This window comes from Pseudomonas sp. NBRC 111139, from assembly GCF_001753955.1.
GTDB lineage: Bacteria > Pseudomonadota > Gammaproteobacteria > Pseudomonadales > Pseudomonadaceae > Aquipseudomonas > Aquipseudomonas alloputida.
On sequence record NZ_BCBP01000042.1, the window covers coordinates 24,520 to 45,079 of the forward strand.

The window sequence follows — 20,560 nt, forward strand, 5'->3', positions numbered from 1 at the left end:
CGTTGCAGCAAAAGTCAGGTCAATGCGTGCAAACGGAGTTGGTGTGTTGAACTGGCAAACCAGGTGTTTGCCAGTTCACAGGTCAGGGAGCTAGCCCGCAAGGGCCTTGACCAATTGCTCGCTGAAGGCGGGGATATCATCCGGCTTGCGGCTTGTTATCAGGTTGCCGTCCACCACTACCTCTTCATCGACCCAGTGGCCACCTGCATTGCGGATATCATCCTGCAAGGTCTTGTAGCTGGTCATCCGTTTGCCCTTGGCCAGTCCACTCGATACCAGCAGCCAGGCGCCGTGGCAGATTACCGCCAGTGGCTTGCTGGCCGAATTGTGGCTTTTGACCAGTTTCTGGGCGCCAGGTATCAGGCGGATGGTGTCGGAATTCTGTACCCCACCCGGTAGCACGATGGCATCGTAAAGGTCGAGGTGGGCGCTGTCGAACGTCGCGTCCACCGCAAACTCATCGGCCGGCTTGTCATGGTTCCAGCCGCGGACAGTACCTTCCTTGTCACTCAGGATGTCGATCACGGCCCCGTTTTTCTGCAAGGCTTCGCGAGGTCCGGTCAACTCCACTTGTTCGAAGCCATCGGTGACCAGAAAGGCAACGCGCTTGCCACTCAGTTTTGCACTCATCGTTCAATCTCCGTTTTTGCCAGGTGTGGATGTGGGACGTCTCGGACGGGGTGAGAAGTTCCAATGCACTCCTTCAGTGGTATGGGATGCTGACCGACTGGCCGTTGCGGTTGAACATTGCGCAGCACTAGGGCTCTCACTAGCAGGGATAGAACGAGGCGGCCGTCATGAACATCGAACGCAGCATTCCTGAACTTGAAGCCTGGTACGCGCAGTACGACGACATCAGCTACCGGCGCGAATCGCCGGACGCCTACCACCATGAACTGGTTCGCACCGCCGAGGCATTACGGGACGATGGTGCGATTGACTGGGATGACTGGTTGAGGCTGAAGGCACTGGCCGATGAGGCACATATCCGGGCACTGGAAGATGCCGTGCAGGCTCACGTGAGCGACCCTGACGCATGAAAGCGCTGAAGATCGCCACCTTCAACATCAATGGCATCCGCAGCCGCCTGCCCGCACTGTTGGCCTGGCTGGAGCGGGAGCAACCGGACATTGCCTGCTTGCAGGAGTTGAAGGCGGCCGATCAGCAGTTTCCTCGCCAGGCCATCGAAGCTGCAGGTTATGGTTGCCTGTACCAAGGGCAACCCTCCTGGAACGGCGTGGCGATCCTGGCGCGTGATAGCGAGCCGCTGGAGGTGCGTCGCGGGCTGCCCGGCATGCAGGACGATCAGCAGAGCCGCTATCTGGAAGCTGCGGCGCATGGTGTACTGGTGGGCTGCCTTTACCTGCCCAATGGCAACCCGCAACCCGGCCCCAAGTTCGATTACAAACTGCGCTGGTTCGAGTGCCTGATCAAGCATGCCCAAACACTGCATGGCAGCAGCCATCCTGCGGTGTTGGCGGGCGATTTCAATGTTGTGCCCACCGATCTGGACATCTATAACCCGCGCTCATGGCTCAAGGACGCGCTGCTGCAACCTGAATCGCGGGCGTGTTTCCAACAGTTGCTGGCGCAGGGCTGGGTCGACGCTGTTCGTCACCTGTATCCCGAGCAGCGCATCTACACGTTCTGGGACTATTTTCGCAATCACTGGGCGCGCAATGCCGGGCTCCGTATTGATCACCTGCTGCTCAACCCTGATCTCAGCCCTTATCTGAGGCGGGCGGGCGTGGATGCCTGGGTGCGCAACGAAGCCAAGGCCAGTGATCATGCGCCGGTCTGGATCCAGTTGGGCGGGCGCCGCCAGCAACGCTAGCTGTCAGCGGGGATGATCCGTGGAACGGGTGAATTAGACCGGCGTCTGGACTTGGCACCCATCGGGAAAGTTACACGCACATCCCCTCATCGCGTTCTCCGAGACGTGAATTCGCTCATGAGATCTGCTCCCTCATCATTCCTATCAGCGCTTCGTTTTCCAGCGGTTTGCTGAGCAGAAAACCTTGCACTTCATGGCATTGGTCATCGCTAAGGAGGGCCAGTTGCTCTGCGGTCTCGACACCTTCGGCAGTTACCGTCATACCCATTGCGTTGCCAAGATTGATGATGGCCTGGACCACGCTGCGGTCGCTGCCGCTCTTACCCAGATGCTGAACGAAGCGCTTGTCAATCTTGATGCTGTCGAACGGGTAGGTACGCAGGTAACCCAGAGAGGAGTAACCGGTCCCAAAGTCGTCCATGTTCAGGCGCACGCCCAGCTCCTTCAGTGCATGCATGGTATGCAGAGCGCCTTCAACGTCGTTGAGCATGACGTTTTCAGTGATTTCCAGTTCCAGTCGATGGGCCGGCAGGCCGGTGGTGCGCAATGCGTCGCCGACGTCGCGAACTACATCGCTGCGGCTGAACTGGGCCGGCGACATGTTTACCGATACGATTACCGTCTGTGGCCAGCCGCGCGCCTTATTGCAGGCTTCCTGTAACACCCAGTTGCCAAGCAGCACGATCAGGTCAGACTCTTCGGCCAGCGGGATGAACCTATCCGGGTGTAGCAGGCCCAGGCGTGGGTGTCGCCAACGCACGAGGGCCTCAGCCGATGCGAGCGACACCCCGTCGACCTTGAAGCGCGGCTGGAAGTGCAGCACAAGCTCGCCACGTGGTATGCCATCGCGTAGTTCGCTTTCCAGGACACGCTTGTCCATCAATGCTGCATTCAGTTGCGCTGAAAAAAAGCGCCAGGTGTTTTTGCCCGCCTGCTTGGCGCTGTAAAGAGCCACGTCAGCGTAGCGGATCAAATCGGTTGGCGTACCGGGATATTCGGCCGACATCACGACACCAAGACTCACACCCACTTGAACACTATGCCCCTCGACCTGCATGGGTCGTCTGATTGCCTCGATCAAGCGGATGCAGAATCGGTCCATGTCCTTGCGATCCCCTGGCCGGGTCACTACGACGATGAACTCGTCGCCTCCCAAGCGGGCAACCAGGTCACTGTCGCGGGTAACCTGACCAAGGCGGCCGGCCACCTCGAGCAACACCGCATCGCCTGCCGGATGCCCAAGGCTGTCGTTGATCGGCTTGAAATTATCAAGATCCAGTATCAGCAGCGCTACCTGGAGTGGCCCAGTGCTACTCATGGTTTGTTCGAGGAACCGAAACAGCTTATTGCGATTCGGCAGCCCGGTAAGGGCATCGTGCAAAGAGAGATGCTGAATCTGGGCATGTGCGGCTACTTCGTCGGTGATGTCGCTACAAGTGCCACGAAACCCGGTACAGACGCTCTGATCCACGATTGCGCGGGAAGCGATTCTGCAAATACGCTGTTGGCCCAGATGATCCTGATACTGGCAGCGTAGGGTACCGGAAGAGCTTGTCGCAGCCAGACTATGAAGCCAGGTCTGGAAATGGCTGGTATCACACGACAGCAGCTCGGTAATCGGGCGCTGTTGCCATACTTCTACAGGATGCCCGGTAAGTTCGCTAAAACGGTCCGACAGGTAGGTTAGCCGTAGGAGCACATCCGTTTCCCAGATCCAGTCCGATGCGGCTTCGGCCACAGCCTTGAAGCGCTCTTCGCTCGATTGCAGGGCAGCCCTGGATGTCATGAGCGCATGGTGGCTACGATCGATCCTCGTGCTGGCCCGCATCGCATAGCGTGCAAACAGTGCAATGGTCAGCGCAATCAGGAGCACGGCGATAGCGAGGGGCGTAATTACTGTCTTGATCAATTGGGTGCCAGGCTGCGGTAAATCCCAGCTCAGGGCGAGACCGATGCCTTGGAGGGCGAGAACACCACGCCCTTTACGCTGCTCGGTCGAATCGCTTACAGCCACGCCGGACAACCCCGCCAACTCGCCCAGCACCAACAGCACCTTCGGTGAGAGAACGCGAATGAACACCATCACTGCTGTGGGTTTCGGCAGGTGGTGGGGTTGGGCCTGTGGACGTATCAGTGCAGCGCTGTACAACGCCGGCAGGCCACGAAATACGATATATCCTGAAGTCGCCTGGTCATGCTGGGCGGCTTGGCGAGCAAGGTGCAAGATCTTGTCAGCACTGGAGGTGAGCTGCTCAAGCCCCTGCTGGCTGAGCTGACCTTCCAGCATGGCGTAGCGGGTACCCTCATCATCGAGCACGTATACTCCCTCATACCCATCGGCGGTGAAGAGCGTGGCGCCTACGTTGTCCTCGATGTATGCCCAATGCGTGTCGACCTGCCTCCCCAGGTGATCATAGGCGGCCTGCCAATCAGTGTGGGTCAGCAGGAACGTCCTGTCGCTCTTCTGCAGTTGTTTGATAGCCGAATCAGCATGAAAACGGCTTTGCTCCATTTGTTGGACGTCGAGCGCCCCGGCGAGGCGGTAGAGGGAGAACAGCCCCAGCAACAGGGCTAACAACAAGATCAAGGAGAACACCATGATGAGTTGCCCCACCACGTGACTACGGGTCGACATATCATTGTCAGCAAGCACGTCCATTGATTCACCGTCGCGGTCGAAGTCTCCCAGGGTTGACCGGTGAGCTGGCATGGAGGTCGATGGAACTGACGACCGGTGGTGGGCGAAAGGCGCCGTAGATAGACGAATACGGGCAGCATCGCTGGGCCACCTGCTTGTCAGAGCGTTATCACCCGGCAATTTCCAGTTGCGTGTTCTTCCGCCACCCCCGCAAATTCATCGCGCAGAGGCAGAACTGCAGGATTATCAGTGCCCAGGCATGTGCTTGCCAGCCCCACACGGCCCACAGCACGTTGCTTGCGATGAAACAGCAGAATCCTGTCTTCCTTCTGCCCGGACGGCCCGAACCGATGCACCAGGCTGCCACCACGGTCATCACCATGGCAGGCCATTCAAGTAACCCAATCCAATATTCCATGAAACCTTCCAACTGATGATGGGGAATCTGAAGCTGATCACCTGCCAGCGTTCAGGGCGCTGGCAGGTGCTCACTTGCTTAAGTCGCTCGCTGCTCGCCCTTGAGGATCTTTTTCTGCATTTCCATGGTTTGCCCAAGCTCCTCGAGGGTGTCCTTGCTGAGCAGTTTCTTCGCGGTGGGGAAGAGATCGCCTTCTTCTTCCTCGATGTGATGCTCCAACAACTCTTTCATGACCTTGACCCGCCCGGCGAATTCGACGGTGCCGGTTTCGGTATGCATAAGGTCGGGCAGGACGAGGGCGTCGACAGTCCGGTGTTCTTCCTTGGCCTCGTAGTACATCTTCGCTTCTTCCTTGCCACCCGCTTCCTTGATGGCCGGATAGAGAATTTCTTCTTCGAGCGCGGTGTGAATCTGTAGCTCCTGCTCAATTTTGTGGAGTAACTCAGCCCGTTTCTTTACCGCTCGCTCCGTAGTGGTCGACAGCTCTTCGAGCAGCTTTTTCACCAGCTTGTGGTCTTGGATCAGTAAGTCGATAGCGTTCATTGGCGTTACCTCATCACGGAATCAGCTAGCACTTGCTCGTGGTTGAGTACGCACGGAGTGACACGGTTCAATGCTTACGATGGCTGGCATCATCGCGTGTGTGTGCGAGGCGGTAGTCGTTGCTTTACTGTTGCCCCCAGGCCTCATTCGGCAGGAATGATCGAAATCTTTCCATTGCGTTCGACGATGGCGAACTTGACCTGCTCAATGTGCTCAATGCCCTGGCTGTCCCGCGCTGACTCAAGGATATCGTCCTCCGTGAGGCGTGCCCGACGCATGCGGCGATGCAGAAAGCGCCCATTCTCGACAACCAGGGTAGCGTGCCCATCCAGAAACCTGGCCAAAGACTTGGAGTTGAGCTTCGCGAGCGAAAGGCCGACGTCCAGAACGATCAGCGTGGTAATTACCAGCATGGCATTGGTGAATGAAAAATCGTCGCCCAGAAGCGCTTGCTGGGTGGCTTCTCCGATGATCAGCAACAACACGAAGTCGAAGGTCGTCAAATCAGCCAGCGAGCGCCGCCCGGCTACGCGAAACAGCAGCATGAGGGCAACGTACATCCCGGCTGCGCGGAGGATCGAATCCATGACGCACTCCTAGGGGTAAAGGAATGTGGAGAAGTGAACGGCGCTTTCAGGGCCAGCCCTGACGTTGCCCTCCAGAGTGCCTACGTGCTCACTTCGAAGGGTCAGGTACAAGGTGGCCACGCCATCTTGCCTGGTACCCAACTGGAACAGCATGGCCTGGCCGTGCGACAGCGACCGTTGTGGCTCCGGTTGTAACGTCTCGATACTGGCGTCACGGAGCAATGATCCCTCGAGTTGCACCTCCACCGGCTGACCAGGGATGCCCTGAACCGTGATGAAAAGACTGTCTGTCGTGCCGCTTCGGCTGAGGCGCTGGTACTCGACCCGTACCCGGCCATCCTGGCTTACCACCTGGGCATCGCTCAACGGGCCATTACCGAACAGGCCTGCCAAGGCAAGCAATACGATGGCCACGAGCACGTACCACCCCACGCGCTCAAAGCGCCAGACGCGCTGCTGCATCGGCATGTCTTCTTGAACAGGTTGATGCCTGGAAATCAGTTCATCTTCCGACATGACCACCCCCTCAGGCGCGCTCACCGCGTAACCAGCGCTGGTGATAGTGGGAGAGCCGGGCCAATCCGAACAGGGCGCCTTGGCGCATGACTTCAGACCGCTCGCCGAAGAAACGCTGAGTGCGCGTGAAAACGGCTATTGGCTCGCCGGCGAAAGCCCAGGCAAAGCACATCGTCCCCGGTGGTATCCCGGATTCGGGCGCCGGCCCGGCTACCCCGGTGGTGGCGATCACCACATTCGCATCGCTGTCTCTCAAGGCGCCCAAGGCCATTTCCCAGGCTACTGCTTCGCTGGTCAGGCCGTATCGTTCGATGGTTTCGGGGCTGACCCTCAGCAGGCGTTTCTTGGCGCCAGGTGAGTAGACGACGTAGCCGCTTTCCAGCACCTCTCCTGTACCAGGTACGGCCGCCAACAAAGCCACAAGGCAGCCCGCAGTGCACGATTCCGCTGTGGTCAAAATCAATTTGTTGTTTTTGAGATAGCCGAGGGCGGCCAGTACAGGGTCGTTTTCCATTTCAGAGTCTATTCGCTTGTTTTGCAGTGGACGCGGTCCTGAGGTAATTGGTTCATCGCCCCTGTTGCCCGCCCATCTCCTGAAGTGACACTGACCTGAACTTTGTCCCGTAGATTGGCTTCCTTTGTTTAAATGCGAAGGGAGGAAAAAGCATGAAAAAAGAGACCCAGACGCAAAAGCCAGCGGCGCAGACGAGGCCGCATGGGGAGGAGGAGCGAGACAACGATGCTCATCGTCCGGATGGATCCACCGGTACAGCCCATGACTCGACAGCGCAGAAAACGGCTCGTGATCACGATCAGCACAAACGCTGAAACCGCCACCCAAAAAGGAGGCTCGCCATCAAGGCGAGCCTCTTTTCGCTAAAGGATCGGTTTGCCGCCAGTCACTGCGTAACGTGAGCCACTGATGTAACTGGCTTCGTCGGAGCCCAGCAGCACATAGATTGGCGCGACCTCGACCGGTTGCCCCGGGCGCCCCATCGGGTAGCTGGAACCAAAGTTCTTGACGGCCTCGTCCGGCATGGTTGCCGGAATCAAAGGCGTCCAGATCGGGCCTGGCGCGACGCTGTTGACCCTGATGCCTTTCTTGCCTAGCAACTGAGCCAGGCCAGCAGTGAAGTTGGCAATGGCCCCTTTGGTCGTGGCATAGGCCAGCAGGCTGGGGGATGGATCGTCGGAATTGACCGAGCTGGTATTGATGATCGAACTGCCCTTGGGCATGGAAGGCAGTGCTGCCTGGCAAATCCTGAAGATCGCGGTGATGTTGGTATCGAACGTCTTCACCCATTCGTCATCGTCGATTTCTTCCAGGGTCTCGTGGGACATCTGGAACGCCGCGTTGTTGACCAGGATGTCGATACGCCCGAACTGGCTAACGGTTTTTTCGACGATGTCGTAGCAGTGCTGTTTCTGCGCCAGGTCTCCGGGCAACAACAGGCATTGACGGCCTGCAGACTCAACCCAGCGCGCGGTTTCTTGCGCATCTTCATGCTCATTCAGATAAGCGATGGCGACGTCGGCCCCTTCGCGGGCATAGGCAATCGCGACTGCCCGCCCGATACCGCTGTCTGCTCCGGTGATAAGTGCAATCTTGCCTTCGAGTCGATTGTGGCCGGTATACGACTGCTCACCACAATCCGGATAGGGCTCCATCTTGCGCTGTGAGCCTGGTACATTTTGAGGTTGCGAAGGGAAGGGCGGGGTAGGGAAGTCGCGCATGGTAGAAGCTCCTGCAGTTGAGAACGTTCATACCGGTTCGAAAGGCCTGGCCACCTCGTGTTGATTTCAATCTGCAGTTGGTACGACGAGCGGTGCGGGATATCAATCCAGCTGAATTCCATGCCCCATCGCCTGTTCTACCGGACTCAGCTCCAGGCTCATGTCGTCGCTCGGGGCCCAACTCCCGGAGTAGCGAGTGCCTCGAATCATTACCCCAGCGACCCCCGAACACGAGATCAGCGAGCACAATGCCAGGATGTTTGGCTCTCCCAAGGAGCGTCTGGATTTTTACCGGCGTGAAATCCAGTACGAAACCAGCATCCTGGCCAACCGCACCGATGCCTACCTGGCGGCGCAGTCATTTCTGGTCATCGCCTTCGTCTCCTCAATGGGAAATCTGAATCAAGGATGGGGCGAGATGTTCACCCTGATCGTACCGGCGTTCCTCGCCTTGCTCGGGGTACTGAGCTCACTCAACGCTTGGCCTGGCATCCGGGCGGCATACAACATCATCGATCACTGGCAGCTCAAGCAAAGTCACCTGCTGCGCAGCGAGCCGTTGATGGGGTTGGCCTACGACGAGTCGCCGTTGTTTTGTGAGGCTGAGACATCGCGTGCAGGTCATCGCAAATCACTGCTGTTTTCGCTGCGCACACCGTGGATCTTTCTAGTGTTCTGGGTGCTCCTGGGTAGCTACTCGGTGTACATCCAACTCGCCTGACTGCTCGGGCATGGGTTGGCTGCAGATCATCCTGCCAATCCGATGGAATTATCTCTTCCAGGAATCGCTCAATAGCGTATCAACCAAGGAGCGGATCTTGTGCCATCACTTCAATTGTACGTAATCGAGTATGACCTGCACGGTAAGCATCGGACGTTCATCATCCGCCTGGAAAAAATGGACAACGCCGTGGCTTGGCACTGGGCCAGCTGCGATGCCGGCGTTGGCATCATCCCGAGATTGAGTCAGCAGAAAATCAAGCTGGTCAGTCGACCGATGGCCGAGCGCTACGGCATCGCCAATGTGAAGTGGCGGCTCGCCGGCGATGGCCCGGAATTCGTAGCGCAACCTATCGACGTCAAAAAGTTCTCGGGCGTTGCTGCGGGTACTTGAAGCCCCGCGCCCCGATCCATCTGCTTTGAGGTATTGCCATGCAGCCGAAAACCGAAGGCTCCGAAGAAAAAGGGCCCAGCGATGTGCCCTTCATCAATGATCCCCAAAAGCCCACGTCGCCACCTTTGAATGACGCGGATGCCACGGAGGCAGCAGAGGCAGAGGAAGACATCCAGAATGATGGCGAATCCATTTAGCGATCTGCTGACTCGCGTCGTAGTAAAGGTTGAAGACTATAACCGCCTGTGACCTCGGCATTGAGGTCACGGATGCCCTTGGCGTGTTCAGATGGTTGCTGGCCAGCTTTCTCATGGGCAAGCGCATCCGATCCACCGTAGCAGTGGAGGCGTACCGGGTTCTTGTTGATCAGGAGGGTCTGGATACGCCGCTTAAGCTTGCCCAGACTTCTCATTCGGCACTGGTCAGACTCCTCGGTCAGGCTGGCTATGGGCGCTATGATGAATCCACTGCCCGACGACTGCATGATCGTGGCAACAAGGTAGAAGTGGAACTGGCTGCTCAACTTGAGGTAATGCAGCAAGGATCAAATGCTGAGGGATTCAAGCGCTGGCTACTGAGTTTCGAGGGCGTAGGGCCAAAGACCGTGGAGATTTTCATGCGTGAAGGCTTGGCCCAATTGAAGAAGTTGGAAGGCCATTGAGCATGGGTGGCCTTTAGCCCTCATCGACGCATGTGCGGATGAGTGAAATACTCGAAAATCCAACCATGGGATGGAGAAGGTGATGAAGCTCGGCATCGAGGGTTTGTCGTTGTCAGGTAAGACGGTAATTGTAGTAGAGGACGATCCAACGCTACAGACCCTCCTGGTGGACATCCTGATCGAGTTGGGCGCCATCTGCGATGGGTTCGATAACTCAGAAGATGCCTTGATTCATTTGATGGGACTCAAGAGCGGCTGCTCGTTGATCGTTGTCGACCATGGTGTTCCGGGAAGCATCAAAGGTATGGAGTTCATCTCCATGGCCCACGAAAGGTGGTCTGGACTACCCGCCATTCTGACCTCTGGCCACCAGCTTGATGCTTCTCAGGTCACACCTCCCGTTACCTACCTCTTCAAACCGTGGTCGATAGACGAGCTCGCTCAAGCTATTGTCCAGGCGCTTCCCCCTGCAAATGTACCTTCAACTCTCCCGCCGCTCGACCAGCAAGGTCTCTAGCGCAGTTTGACCGCAGCGGAGCGCTGAAAATCTTTTTTACGTTTACCTCAGGTATTGGCTGAACCCACCAAGCGCAGCGGAACGACGTGGCGTGCCGAAAAGTCAAAAAATACTCGGAAACTTTCCCTGGGCGTCTGCGGAAATGACCTTCATCGTCTGGTTCGCCATGCTGGGCGCAGTCTTGCTGCTGCTCGCACTCTGATCCTCCTACCTGCGCTGGATCCCTGTGACCTCGTCTGTAGTGTGTCTTGCCCTGGGTATCGGGCTGGGTACATCGGGGCTGGGTATTCTTCAACTGGACTTGAGCCAGTCGAGCGGGTGGATGGAGCACCTCACAGAGGTTGCGGTGTTGTTTTCGCTGTTCTTTAGTGGCTTGAAATTGCGCCTGCCCTTGCACAACCGCCGTTGGTGCAGCGCCTTTTTTCTGGCGGGGCCGGTGATGTTGATCTGCATCGCAGGGGTAACGCTGGTGCTGCATTACGGCTTGAACCTGGGGTGGGGCATTTCGCTACTGATCGGGGCGATCCTCGCACCCACTGACCCCGTGCTCGCAACCTTGGTGCAGGTGGTTGATGCCCAGGACGATGATATTGTGCGTTTCAGCTTGTCGGGTGAGGCAGGGCTCAACGACGGCGTGGCGTTTCCCTTCGTCATTCTCGGGCTGCTCCTGCAACAGGACAATGACCAGGCCTGGTTCAGTGACTGGCTGCTGAAGGACATGCTGTGGGCAGTAACCGCAGGCCTGTTGCTTGGCTACTGGACGGGCGCGGCCTGGGCAAGCTCACACTGTTCTTGCGTCTGCGCAACGACGACAGCACCGTCTCGCCCAATGACTATCTGGCCCTTGCGCTGATTGCGTTGGCATACGTGAGCGCCGAGTCGATACAGTCCTATGGGTTTCTCGCGGTATTCGCTGCGGGCCTCGGTTTAAGGCAGGCGGAGGTTCAGACCGCCAATAGCCCAGAAGAACCGGCTGCTGAACATCTGGTACAGCCTGTGGTAGGTCACCAGGACGTGGCGCCGGAGCTAGCCGTCAAAGGCGATGTGAAAGGACTCGACGACTCGCAGGTTGCAGCGGGGATCATGTTGGGTGACATGTTGGCTTTCGGTAGCCTGATCGAACGGGCAATGGAAGTGTTTCTGGTGACCCTGCTAGGGGTAGTGCTCATTGAGCATTGGGACTGGCAGGCAGTGCTGGTTGCCGGTGCTTTGTTTTTTGTCATTCGCCCCATCAGCATCCTGCTGTTCCACGCTCGAGGAATGCTGGATATTCGCCATCGCGGGCTTTTAGGGTGGTTTGGTATCCGAGGTATTGGCAGCTTCTACTACCTGTTCTATGCCCTCAATCATGGGCTGCTTCCCACTTTGGCCGCGCAGAGCACCAACCTGGTGCTGTCAGCGGTGGCGTTGAGCATTCTGCTGCATGGGTTGAGTGTCCAGCCGCTTCTTGCCAGATACGAAGCGTGGAAGGAGAGGGTTTCCTGATGGCCGTTCAGTAGAAAAGCGCCAGGGCAGCTCTTGCCCTGGCGCTTGATCACCGCCAGTTAGCGGTTTTCGCTACCGCGCCCGCCGCCGTGGCTGTTTTGGCCACCTTTACGGCCAGCCTCTGAAGCACGCTCACGGTCGTTGGCAAAATTGCCACCTGAACTCTGCCCGCCTTTGCGACCTGCCTCCGACGCTTTTTCGCGATCATTGGCAAAATTGCCAGGATTGTTCTGAGCAGTACCACCTTGATGGCCACGATTGGTTGGGTTGTTAGCCATGATCTTTCACCTCATGTCGTCACACAGGAAAGTCTGTGTTCAACTCGGACGTCGCGGAGCGGGGTGTTTACTCCTTGGGTTTTGGCCAAGGCCGACGGGTTGCGCGAAAGAACCGGCGCAGGCGCCTGTGGCGCCCTTAAGCTTTGCTCGCGAACGTTTGGGAAGGATCAAGCTTGCATCCAGTCGTGCAGAGCACAATCAACGCCGTTGACACCGCTCTACTGAACCTCTGCAATCTTCGTGACTCAACCCTCCATCAGAGTGTGAGGCCTCCAGATGCGAACATTCGAGAAAAACCTCTCCGCCGCCCAATTGCTGAAGCTCAACTGTTTGGCAGCCTGGTACTGTGTGCTGGAAAGCAGGGCCTTGAGAATGGACTCGCCTGACGACTATCACGAGGAACTACTTCGCCAGGCCGATGAGATGGATCGTCGAGGGATTATCTGCTGGCAGGAATGGCGCGATCTTCGCCTGGAGGCTGACGCTGCTTACCTGAGAGCGGTAGCAGGGGAGGACTATCGTCCGGTTAACCCCACGAACTCGTCAGCAGAGTAGGGGGCGAACGTGATCTCGCAACGAAACCACGCTCATTCCTCTGAAAGCAGACCTTCCCTATCTATCCCCGCGTCGTGAGTGTGTGAGTGTAAAACCCACAAAAATTCCCAGCGCCGCTGCGACGATCAGCAGCGGCGTTATGTCTTTTGGCTTCCTCCTGCCTCCGTCGATACCCTTCCTGCCACTTGGAGGCTCAAAGAGGTTGCCTGATGATGCTTCGGCTTTTGGAGCGCAATTTATCCAAGCGCCACTGTCAGGCGCTTCTTGTTCCGTACCCGATGCACCGGGGGCAATCGGAACAATGGTGTCGCTGGCCTCGATCCGTGAGAGCTCAAGGGTGGTGCCATCGACCAGGGTCATCGTCAGGCCTTCTATCGTGCCTGCCACCCGGTTTGGAAAAACGGGTTCACCTGCGGCATCCAGGCTGTCGTAGATGAAGCGCGTACCTTCAAGCCAGCCCACGGCGGTGAGAAGTTCAGGGCCGAGATAATACTTTCCGTCTTGGAAGAAGCCTGGAAACTGATGAGCGCGCTCCACGTTCTCCACGCGATAGCGTTCGCCTGATTTCATGCCTGTCGCTTGATCGATCATGTTGAAACCCCTGAAAGTGGAGCTCGGAAATATCAACCTTTGCTGTGCTCGTCAGAAGTGGGCCCCGTACCTCGCTTGATACCCCGCGGGCCAGCAACACCCCAGATACCCAGGCCAACCAGCGGTAGCGCGACGATCAGCAGGGCCCAGGCCGCTTTGACTGCATCTGACTTGTCGCTTCTGAAAACGCTGACGATGGCCCACAGATCGATGAGTAAAAGGATTGCCGCCACGGCAATCCAGAAGTAGCTGGCGAGCCCGTTCATGACTTTGCTTCCTCTATACGTAGTCAGGTCCCAAGGTGCCGGGTGCTGCGCCTGGCACGAGGATGACCTTGCGGCAGTTGTCCTGCTTCTGATCGAACATCTTGTAGCCCATGGCCGCTTCTTCGAGGGCCAGGCGGTGAGTGACGATCAATTCCGGTTGTAGACGGCCTGCTTCAATGTGTTCCAGTAGTTCAGGCAGGTATTTCTGGACATGGGTCTGGCCCATCTTGAAGGTAAGACCCTTGTCGAACGCGTCGCCGAACATGAAGCCGTGAATGAAGCCCGCGTACACACCGGGGACACTCACGACGCCGCCACGCCGCACGGCCGCAATGCTCTGGCGCAACGCCTTGCCACTGCTGCCTTCAATTTTCAGCGCCGTCATCACCGTTTCGGCAGTGCTGCCCTTGGCCTCGAAGCCGACAGCGTCGATCACCGCATCCACACCGCGCATGCCTGGTGTCTGACGGATGATGCTGTCTGCGGGATCATCGTCCCGCTCGAAGTTGATGGGTACAACATCGTAAGCTTGCTGGGCATACGCCAGGCGGTAATCGCTGTCATCGACCATGAAAATGGTCTGCGCACCGAGCATTCGCGCACAGGCGGCACTCAGCAAGCCTACTGGTCCGGCGCCGTAGACCGCCAACGTTGAACCTGGGCCGATCTCGGCGTTGATGACTGCCTGCCAAGCGGTCGGCAGAATGTCCGAGAGAAACAGTACCTTGTCATCGGCCAACTCGGTGGGCACTTTGAACGGGCCGACGTTACCCTTGGGAACCCTTACGTAGTCAGCCTGGCCACCAGGAATACCACCATAGAGATGGCTGTACCCGAACAGCGCGGCGCCCGGGGGAATCCCTTTCTTGTTGATGATCGAGCCCCGCCCCGTGTTGGTGGTTTCGCAGGCAGCGAAAAGGTCGCGCTGGCAAAAGAAGCAGCTACCACAAGCGATCACAAAAGGGATCACTACGCGGTCACCGACCTGGAGATTGGTGACTGCACTCCCGGTGTCTTCCACGATACCCATGAACTCATGGCCAAAGATATCGCCCGCTTCGGTTTCTGGAATTTTGCCTCGATAGAGGTGCAAATCGGAGCCGCAAATGGCGGTGGCAGTCACCTTGAGGATGATGTCGTCTTCTCGCTCGATGATGGGATCAGGGACGTTATCGACCCTGACGTCGTTTGCTCCGTGGTAAGTCAGTGCTCTCATGCTCCTCGCTCCTGCGTCACAAAAAACGTGGGGGTATGCAGGGGAAGCTTCCATGCCATGCAAAGTTCAAAACAACAGCTTCAGTGGTGACGCTTGAGGAGGGGAAGGCTGTTTTCGAAACAGGAATGAACGAGGTGTGGCGACGAGCAAGGAATTGCGGGCGTCGAAACGCTTAGGACCTGCAGTTCTAAGCGTTGTATAGTACGGATCGGAGCACGAAGGGAGTCTCGGCAGTGCGAAGGTAAACGCTATACTTCGAGAAGACGTTATTTATGATCAGGATGATGGCATTCATGATCAGCGCATTTTCGTTACGGATTACGCGCCAAAATTGACCATTTTGCTGGCGGGTGAAGCCTCCAGGAGCATCACTCCTCGACCCAGCCACTCACCCTATCAGCTCAGACAAGATCTTGATATCATAATGAAACCGACAACTAAAGTTCCCACCTCTCTGCCGGAGCGAGAGGGCATCCTCCCTAGCCATCTGCGTTTCCCGGTGGTGGGTATAGGTGCGTCGGCGGGCGGTCTCGCCGCGTTGAAAACATTTTTCGAGCAAATGCCCAGTGATAGCGGTATGGCCTTTGTCATCATCCTGCATCTATCACCTGATCATGAAAGCGTAGCTGACAAGATCCTCCAGGCTTGCACAGACATGCCCGTCATGCAGGTAACCGATACCGCTCCCATCGAGCAAAATCGGGTTTATGTCATCTCTCCTGCTAGTCAATTGGCCATGAATGATGGCTATCTGAAGGTCACACCTGCTAATCGTCCGGCGGGAAGCCACGTCGCCATCGATCTTTTCTTCCGTGATCTGGCAGATGTTCACAAGGAATTCGCATTTTGTCTTGTGCTCACCGGCACGGGTAGCGACGGGGCCGTGGGTCTTTCTCGTATTAAAGAGCAGGGTGGGATCACCATCGTGCAAAGTCCCGACGACGCAGAATTCGATGGGATGCCTTTGGCAGCGATAGCAACGGGTATGGTCGACGCCGTCTTACCTGTAGCAGAAATCCCTCACAAACTTCTCGAGATATGGCGCAATACCAGAGCCATCAAAATCCCGGCACCTCATGATATGAAAGTCGCCTCGTCCTCTCCAGAGCTGGAGCGTGAGGTTGCCGCGGGTTCTACTGGATATCCTGCTGCTCTTGCGAACCCGCACCGGGCATGATTTCAAGCACTACAAGCGGGCGACGGTGCTGCGCCGTATCGAGCGGCGCATGCAGGTAACGGCTCAACCCGATCTTCCTGCGTACTACCAGTACCTGGAGAACTCGCCCGATGAAGCCAAGCAGTTGCTGGGGGACATGCTGATTGGAGTGACCAACTTCTTCCGCGACCGAGAAGCCTTCGAGGCGCTTGAGCGCCACGTGCTGGGCCCTCTGATGTCAACAGGCGATGACGAAGCTCGCCCCGATGAGGTGCGCATCTGGTCTGCTGGATGCTCGACAGGCGAGGAGGCGTATAGCCTGACGATCCTGTGTACCGAGCACCAGAAGCTTGAGGCCAACCCGGTCAAAATCCAGGTTTTTGCCACGGACATTGATGAGCGTGCCATTGCGGTAGGCCGGGCTGGCGCTTACCCGGAAGCGATCATCACCGACGTGCCACCCACGCGTCTGCGGCAGTATTTCCTCAAGGAAGGTGAGCACTACCGCGTCCGCAAGGAAGTCCGCGAAAAGGTCTTGTTTGCCAAACACAGCCTATTGTCCGACCCGCCATTCTCTCAGATCGACCTCATTGTCTGCCGCAACCTGCTGATCTACCTGGATCGGGACATCCAGCGAGAAATGTTGCAGATGGTCCACTTTGCCCTCAAGCCGGGCGGTTATCTTTTCATGGGCTCGTCCGAGTCTGCTGATGCCTGCCCGGACCTGTTCACGCCGGTCGACAAGCGTAACCGGATTTTCCGTGCACGAGCGGGCGCCAACATCAATCGCCGGGCGCCTTCTATGCCCCGGGGTGGCTTTGCGCTGTCCAGTCTTGCCGCGCCGCCACCCATGCTGCCGCCTACGCGTAAATTTTCCTATGCCGATATCCATCAGCGGGCGATGGCTGAGCAGATGCCGCCGAGCATGATTGTCGATCCCAATGGCGACATCCTGCACATGAACGAGGGTGCTGGCAGATTCCTGCGTTACGTTACTGGGGAAGTGGGACGAAACGTACTGGTGCTGATCATGCCGCAGTTGCGCCTGGAGCTTCGCACCACGCTGTACCAGGCCCAGCAAAGTGGTAAAGCCACGCTGTCCCGCAAGATCCGGGTGAACGATCCTGAAGGCGACTACCTGGTCGATATCACGGCGCGTCCCTTCAAAGACGAAGCCACCGATCAGGATGTGCGTACAATCGTGTTCAACGTCACGTCCATCGAACCCGGCGCCGATCTGCTCGACCTGGATTTGCAAACCGAGAACAAGGTGCTGGCCAGTCTGGAAAACGAGCTGCAGCGAACCAAGACCCACCTGCAGGAAACCATCGAGCAATCGGAGGTTTCGAGCGAGGAGCTGAAGGCGTCCAACGAAGAAATGCAGGCCATCAACGAGGAGTTGCGCTCCGCGACGGAAGAGCTGGAAACCAGCAAGGAAGAACTTCAGTCGATCAACGAAGAGCTGCTCACGGTCAATTACGAGCTCAAGACCAAGGTCGAAGAAACCGACAAGATCAACGACTACCTGGCGAACCTCATTGCCTCCACGGATATCGCCACGGTGTTCGTTGACCGCAACATGCATATCCGCTGGTTCACACCGCGCGCCAAGGACATTTTCAGCATGCTGCCGGTGGATACCGGGCGCTCGCTGCTGGATATCACCCATCGCTTCAATTATCCAGAATTGGCCGAAGACGCGTCGTCCGTGTATGAATCGCTGACCATGCTGGAGCGGGAAGTCAGCAGCGCCGAAGGCCGCTGGTACATTGCCCGGCTCCTGCCGTACCGCTCCAGCGAAGACCATATCGATGGTACGGTGCTGACCTTCATCGATATCACCAAGCGGCGTGAGGCCGAAGAAGATCTGCGCCTGGGCCAGGAACGCATGCGCCTGGTCGCCGAAAGCACCCACGATTTCGCCATCATCATCCTGGATGAACACGGCAAGATCACGGACTGGAACACCGGCGCTCAGCTGATCTTTGGCTACACCGCTGAAGAGGTTATCGGTTCCTCCTACGAGCTGATTTTCTCCGCTGAAGATCGTAGCGCGGGTGTTGCCCAGAACGAGATGCGCAATGCCCGTGAGCATGGGCGCGGAGAGGATGAGCGCTGGCACGTGCGCAAGGACGGTAGCCGGTTCTTCTGCAGCGGAGAAATCGCCTTGCTCCGAGCTGAAAGTGCTCTGGGGTACGTGAAAATTGCTCGTGACCTGACGGGGCATAAACGGCTGCACGATGAGCAGAGCAGAAAGCTTGCCGAGACACAGAGCACGATCCACATGAAGGATGAGTTCTTTGCCGTCATGTCCCATGAGCTCAAGCACCCGCTTAACCTGATTCAACTGAACGCAGAAATTCTTCGAAGGCTCCCTTCCGTTCGCAACACCGAGAACGCCAGCAAGGCGGTCGGCGCCATCGGCGAGGCTGTTACCAGCCAGGCCCGTATTATTGATGACCTGCTCGATGTGGCGCGCATTCGTACGGGCAAGCTGAAGTTGAAGACCCGCCTGCTCGACATCGGTGCCATGCTGAATGAAATCCACTCAATCGTTATCGACGAGTATCCCAACGCAGAGATCACCCTAGAGAAACCGAGCGCGGAAGTGCCGGCGATGATTATCGACGGCGACCCGACCCGCCTGGAACAGGTGATCTGGAACCTTCTGCAAAATGCGCTGAAGTTCAGCGGTGAAGCGGCCAAGGTACGTATTGTGCTCAGCAAGGCGGACAAGCACGCCCACATCGATATCATCGACAACGGTGTCGGATTGCCTACTGCCGAACTTGAAAACGTATTCGACCTGTTCAAGCAGGCCAAACCCAAGCATGCCACCCACCAGCGAGACGGCCTGGGTATCGGCCTGTCGCTGGTTCGCCAGCTGGTCCAGGCGCATGGGGGCTCCGTCGTTGCCCGATCTGCGGGGATCGGTCATGGCTGTACGTTCAGTGTCTCGCTGCCACTCTCTCAGGAGCTGATTAAAGAGCCGAAGGATGGGGATGAAGCCGGCGAGTCCCAAGGGCGACTGAAGGGTCTCAAAGTTTTGCTGGTCGATGACTCGCCAGCAGTCCTGGATGTGATGCGCATGCTGCTTGAAATGGAGAGTGCCCAGGTCAAGAGCTACAGCGATCCTGCCCAGGCGCTTGAGCATTCACTCCAGGAGCGCTTCGATGTCATTCTTACCGACATCGGAATGCCGGAGATGGATGGGCATGAACTGATAAGTGCCCTTAGGGCCGGCAAGGTTCATAAGTACACGCCTGCGATTGCATTGAGCGGTTATGGCGTGGCGAAGGACATGCAGTTCGACCGACACCTCACCAAGCCCGTGCAGTATGACGACCTGGTCGGAACTATCGAGTCGTTGTGTAAAAGCGCATTGTCCTGACGTGTGGCCGGCAGGAGGGTGGCGACTGATCATCAGCCTGAAGTGAGTCAGTTTCGGTAGCTCTTCCGCTCACTGAATGTCAACAGCGGTCGTTATTCTCAGATAAACCGACCGCTGTTCTCAGAGCCGAAATCCGCTTGATTTCACTTCTATCTTTCCAGTAACCAAGCCCACCCGGCGGCGGTTGGGTCACCGGGTCTTTCGGCGTCGTCCAACGCTTTCAAGGCATTGAACTGGACTGCGCACTTATGCGCAGTTTCTCAAGATCCGTGCAACAGCTGTCTGATAGCCCCCTTTCATAGGCTCTCAGCGATGTCATAGCCTGGCTGCAAGCGTTCAGCTGTGCCGTTATTCGAATCGAGTCCGCCTTGGTCATTTACAAATGTCCTTAGAGGCTTAAACGGTCAGGATCCGGCCCAGTTCACATGCCGGACAAATTTCACGCTCTCTAGACCATACACCGACCGGCGGTTACCGCGCTACCGGGATTTGCTGCAGTGCCGCGCTCTGCTGATCCGAGGCAAATTGACGGCTGAAACGCCCATGAAATTGAACGAGTCGCAGCAGGAAACGTCTTCAGGGAAGAAGCCCATTACTCTGTATCGCGAGAGGCTGGGTGTTGATGGGTGATGATACGAGTGCATGTATGCGGGACAAACGAAAAGGCAGAATCAAATCCAGGGCAACGATAATCTGCCTGCGAAGCGGCAGGGTACTGCTTGTCCGGAAGAAAGGCGGCAAATGGAATTTCCCAGGTGGTTCGATTGAGCCTGGTGAGAGCCCTCATACAGCTGCAGCAAGAGAGCTACGTGAAGAGACATCGATTGAAGGGTATGGCCTGCTGTCTCTGTGTTCAATCAAAGTGGATTCAGTTGTGCATCACATCTTCACCACCCGATTCCACGAAAATGAGAAGCCTGTTGCCGACCATGAAATCGTCGCGTGTAAATGGGTGCTTCGCGAAAAGCTTACACCTCAATTGCTGACGTCCGCAGCAGCCGGCCTCTTGGCAACGCGGCTGCCTGCTCTGACCGCCTGATGAAAGTTGCAAAGTTGTACA

The 20,560-nt window shown here is 57.2% G+C and carries 20 protein-coding genes and 3 pseudogenes; 11 read left to right on the forward strand and 12 right to left on the reverse strand.

Going from position 1 to position 20,560, the window contains the following annotated elements; genetic code table 11:
- Positions 1-90: 90 nt before the first annotated feature.
- The gene (locus BJQ17_RS17015) at positions 91-630 is read right to left on the reverse strand and encodes a type 1 glutamine amidotransferase domain-containing protein (protein ID WP_060492548.1); all 540 of its coding nucleotides are present in this window, start codon (positions 628-630) and stop codon (positions 91-93) included.
- Between the two features lie 167 nt (positions 631-797).
- Here BJQ17_RS17015 and BJQ17_RS17020 point away from each other — a divergent pair, with 167 nt between their 5' ends.
- Entirely contained in the window at positions 798-1,040 is a 243-nt protein-coding gene (locus tag BJQ17_RS17020; protein WP_060492549.1) for a hypothetical protein, read from the forward strand.
- Complete coding sequence (gene xth, locus BJQ17_RS17025) at positions 1,037-1,834, forward strand: exodeoxyribonuclease III (protein WP_060492550.1); 798 nt, start codon at positions 1,037-1,039, stop codon at positions 1,832-1,834. The genes BJQ17_RS17020 and xth overlap by 4 nt, the downstream gene beginning before the upstream one ends.
- A gap of 115 nt (positions 1,835-1,949) precedes the next feature.
- Here xth and BJQ17_RS17030 read toward each other — a convergent pair whose 3' ends face one another.
- The 7 genes from BJQ17_RS17030 to BJQ17_RS17060 all read right to left on the reverse strand — a co-directional run bounded on the left by BJQ17_RS17030 (position 1,950) and on the right by BJQ17_RS17060 (position 8,270).
- Positions 1,950-4,493, reverse strand: coding sequence for an EAL domain-containing protein (locus BJQ17_RS17030; protein ID WP_063426159.1), 2,544 nt, complete (start codon positions 4,491-4,493; stop codon positions 1,950-1,952).
- A gap of 148 nt (positions 4,494-4,641) precedes the next feature.
- Positions 4,642-4,890 carry a hypothetical protein gene (locus BJQ17_RS17035; protein ID WP_060492552.1) on the reverse strand — a complete coding sequence of 83 codons (249 nt, stop codon included), beginning with the start codon at positions 4,888-4,890 and terminating at the stop codon, positions 4,642-4,644.
- A gap of 78 nt (positions 4,891-4,968) precedes the next feature.
- The gene (locus BJQ17_RS17040; protein WP_063426161.1) at positions 4,969-5,433 is read right to left on the reverse strand and encodes a hemerythrin domain-containing protein; all 465 of its coding nucleotides are present in this window, start codon (positions 5,431-5,433) and stop codon (positions 4,969-4,971) included.
- 143 nt (positions 5,434-5,576) lie between these two features.
- A complete protein-coding gene (locus BJQ17_RS17045) occupies positions 5,577-6,020 on the reverse strand; it encodes a DUF421 domain-containing protein (RefSeq protein WP_060494708.1) in 444 nt (147 codons plus the stop codon).
- Between the two features lie 9 nt (positions 6,021-6,029).
- Complete coding sequence (locus BJQ17_RS17050; RefSeq protein WP_060494713.1) at positions 6,030-6,536, reverse strand: hypothetical protein; 507 nt, start codon at positions 6,534-6,536, stop codon at positions 6,030-6,032.
- Between the two features lie 10 nt (positions 6,537-6,546).
- Entirely contained in the window at positions 6,547-7,050 is a 504-nt protein-coding gene (locus BJQ17_RS17055; RefSeq protein WP_060494709.1) for a CinA family protein, read from the reverse strand.
- A gap of 362 nt (positions 7,051-7,412) precedes the next feature.
- Positions 7,413-8,270, reverse strand: coding sequence for a glucose 1-dehydrogenase (locus tag BJQ17_RS17060; RefSeq protein ID WP_054881852.1), 858 nt, complete (start codon positions 8,268-8,270; stop codon positions 7,413-7,415).
- A gap of 196 nt (positions 8,271-8,466) precedes the next feature.
- Between BJQ17_RS17060 and BJQ17_RS17065 the strand changes: the two genes are divergently transcribed.
- From BJQ17_RS17065 to BJQ17_RS17085, 6 genes and pseudogenes are all read left to right on the forward strand, one after another.
- Positions 8,467-8,991: a hypothetical protein gene (locus BJQ17_RS17065; RefSeq protein WP_004573937.1), complete on the forward strand. Its 525-nt coding sequence runs from the start codon at positions 8,467-8,469 to the stop codon at positions 8,989-8,991.
- 99 nt (positions 8,992-9,090) lie between these two features.
- Positions 9,091-9,384 (forward strand): DUF6555 family protein, encoded by a 294-nt coding sequence (locus BJQ17_RS17070; RefSeq protein WP_060494710.1) that lies wholly within the window; start codon positions 9,091-9,093, stop codon positions 9,382-9,384.
- Positions 9,385-9,422: 38 nt separating this feature from the next.
- Positions 9,423-9,581 carry a hypothetical protein gene (locus BJQ17_RS31705; protein ID WP_169725122.1) on the forward strand — a complete coding sequence of 53 codons (159 nt, stop codon included), beginning with the start codon at positions 9,423-9,425 and terminating at the stop codon, positions 9,579-9,581.
- A 29-nt stretch (positions 9,582-9,610) separates the two neighbouring features.
- Entirely contained in the window at positions 9,611-10,045 is a 435-nt protein-coding gene (locus tag BJQ17_RS17075) for a hypothetical protein (RefSeq protein ID WP_060494711.1), read from the forward strand.
- A gap of 82 nt (positions 10,046-10,127) precedes the next feature.
- The gene (locus BJQ17_RS17080) at positions 10,128-10,562 is read left to right on the forward strand and encodes a response regulator (RefSeq protein ID WP_060494712.1); all 435 of its coding nucleotides are present in this window, start codon (positions 10,128-10,130) and stop codon (positions 10,560-10,562) included.
- A gap of 142 nt (positions 10,563-10,704) precedes the next feature.
- Positions 10,705-12,047 (forward strand): annotated as a pseudogene (locus BJQ17_RS17085) (cation:proton antiporter).
- A gap of 59 nt (positions 12,048-12,106) precedes the next feature.
- Here BJQ17_RS17085 and BJQ17_RS17090 read toward each other — a convergent pair.
- Positions 12,107-12,325 carry a general stress protein gene (locus BJQ17_RS17090; protein ID WP_060494690.1) on the reverse strand — a complete coding sequence of 73 codons (219 nt, stop codon included), beginning with the start codon at positions 12,323-12,325 and terminating at the stop codon, positions 12,107-12,109.
- 276 nt (positions 12,326-12,601) lie between these two features.
- On the opposite strand from BJQ17_RS17090, the gene BJQ17_RS32140 reads away from it, so the two are divergent.
- Positions 12,602-12,880, forward strand: coding sequence for a hypothetical protein (locus tag BJQ17_RS32140; protein WP_060494691.1), 279 nt, complete (start codon positions 12,602-12,604; stop codon positions 12,878-12,880).
- A 243-nt stretch (positions 12,881-13,123) separates the two neighbouring features.
- On the opposite strand, the pseudogene BJQ17_RS32405 reads toward BJQ17_RS32140, so the two are convergent.
- The 3 genes and pseudogenes from BJQ17_RS32405 to BJQ17_RS17110 form a co-directional block, all read right to left on the reverse strand.
- Positions 13,124-13,471, reverse strand: a pseudogene (locus BJQ17_RS32405) (short-chain dehydrogenase); the annotation flags it as partial.
- Between the two features lie 32 nt (positions 13,472-13,503).
- On the reverse strand, positions 13,504-13,737 hold the full coding sequence (locus tag BJQ17_RS17105) for a PLD nuclease N-terminal domain-containing protein (RefSeq protein WP_014859183.1): 234 nt from the start codon (positions 13,735-13,737) through the stop codon (positions 13,504-13,506).
- Between the two features lie 13 nt (positions 13,738-13,750).
- A complete protein-coding gene (locus BJQ17_RS17110; RefSeq protein WP_060494693.1) occupies positions 13,751-14,953 on the reverse strand; it encodes a zinc-dependent alcohol dehydrogenase in 1,203 nt (400 codons plus the stop codon).
- Between the two features lie 424 nt (positions 14,954-15,377).
- Here BJQ17_RS17110 and BJQ17_RS17115 point away from each other — a divergent pair.
- Together BJQ17_RS17115 and BJQ17_RS30175 are read left to right on the forward strand one after the other, a co-directional pair.
- Positions 15,378-19,500: pseudogene (locus BJQ17_RS17115) on the forward strand (CheR family methyltransferase).
- 646 nt (positions 19,501-20,146) lie between these two features.
- Positions 20,147-20,539, forward strand: a complete 393-nt coding sequence (locus tag BJQ17_RS30175) for an NUDIX domain-containing protein (protein WP_081238041.1) — start codon at positions 20,147-20,149, stop codon at positions 20,537-20,539.
- Positions 20,540-20,560: the final 21 nt, after the last annotated feature.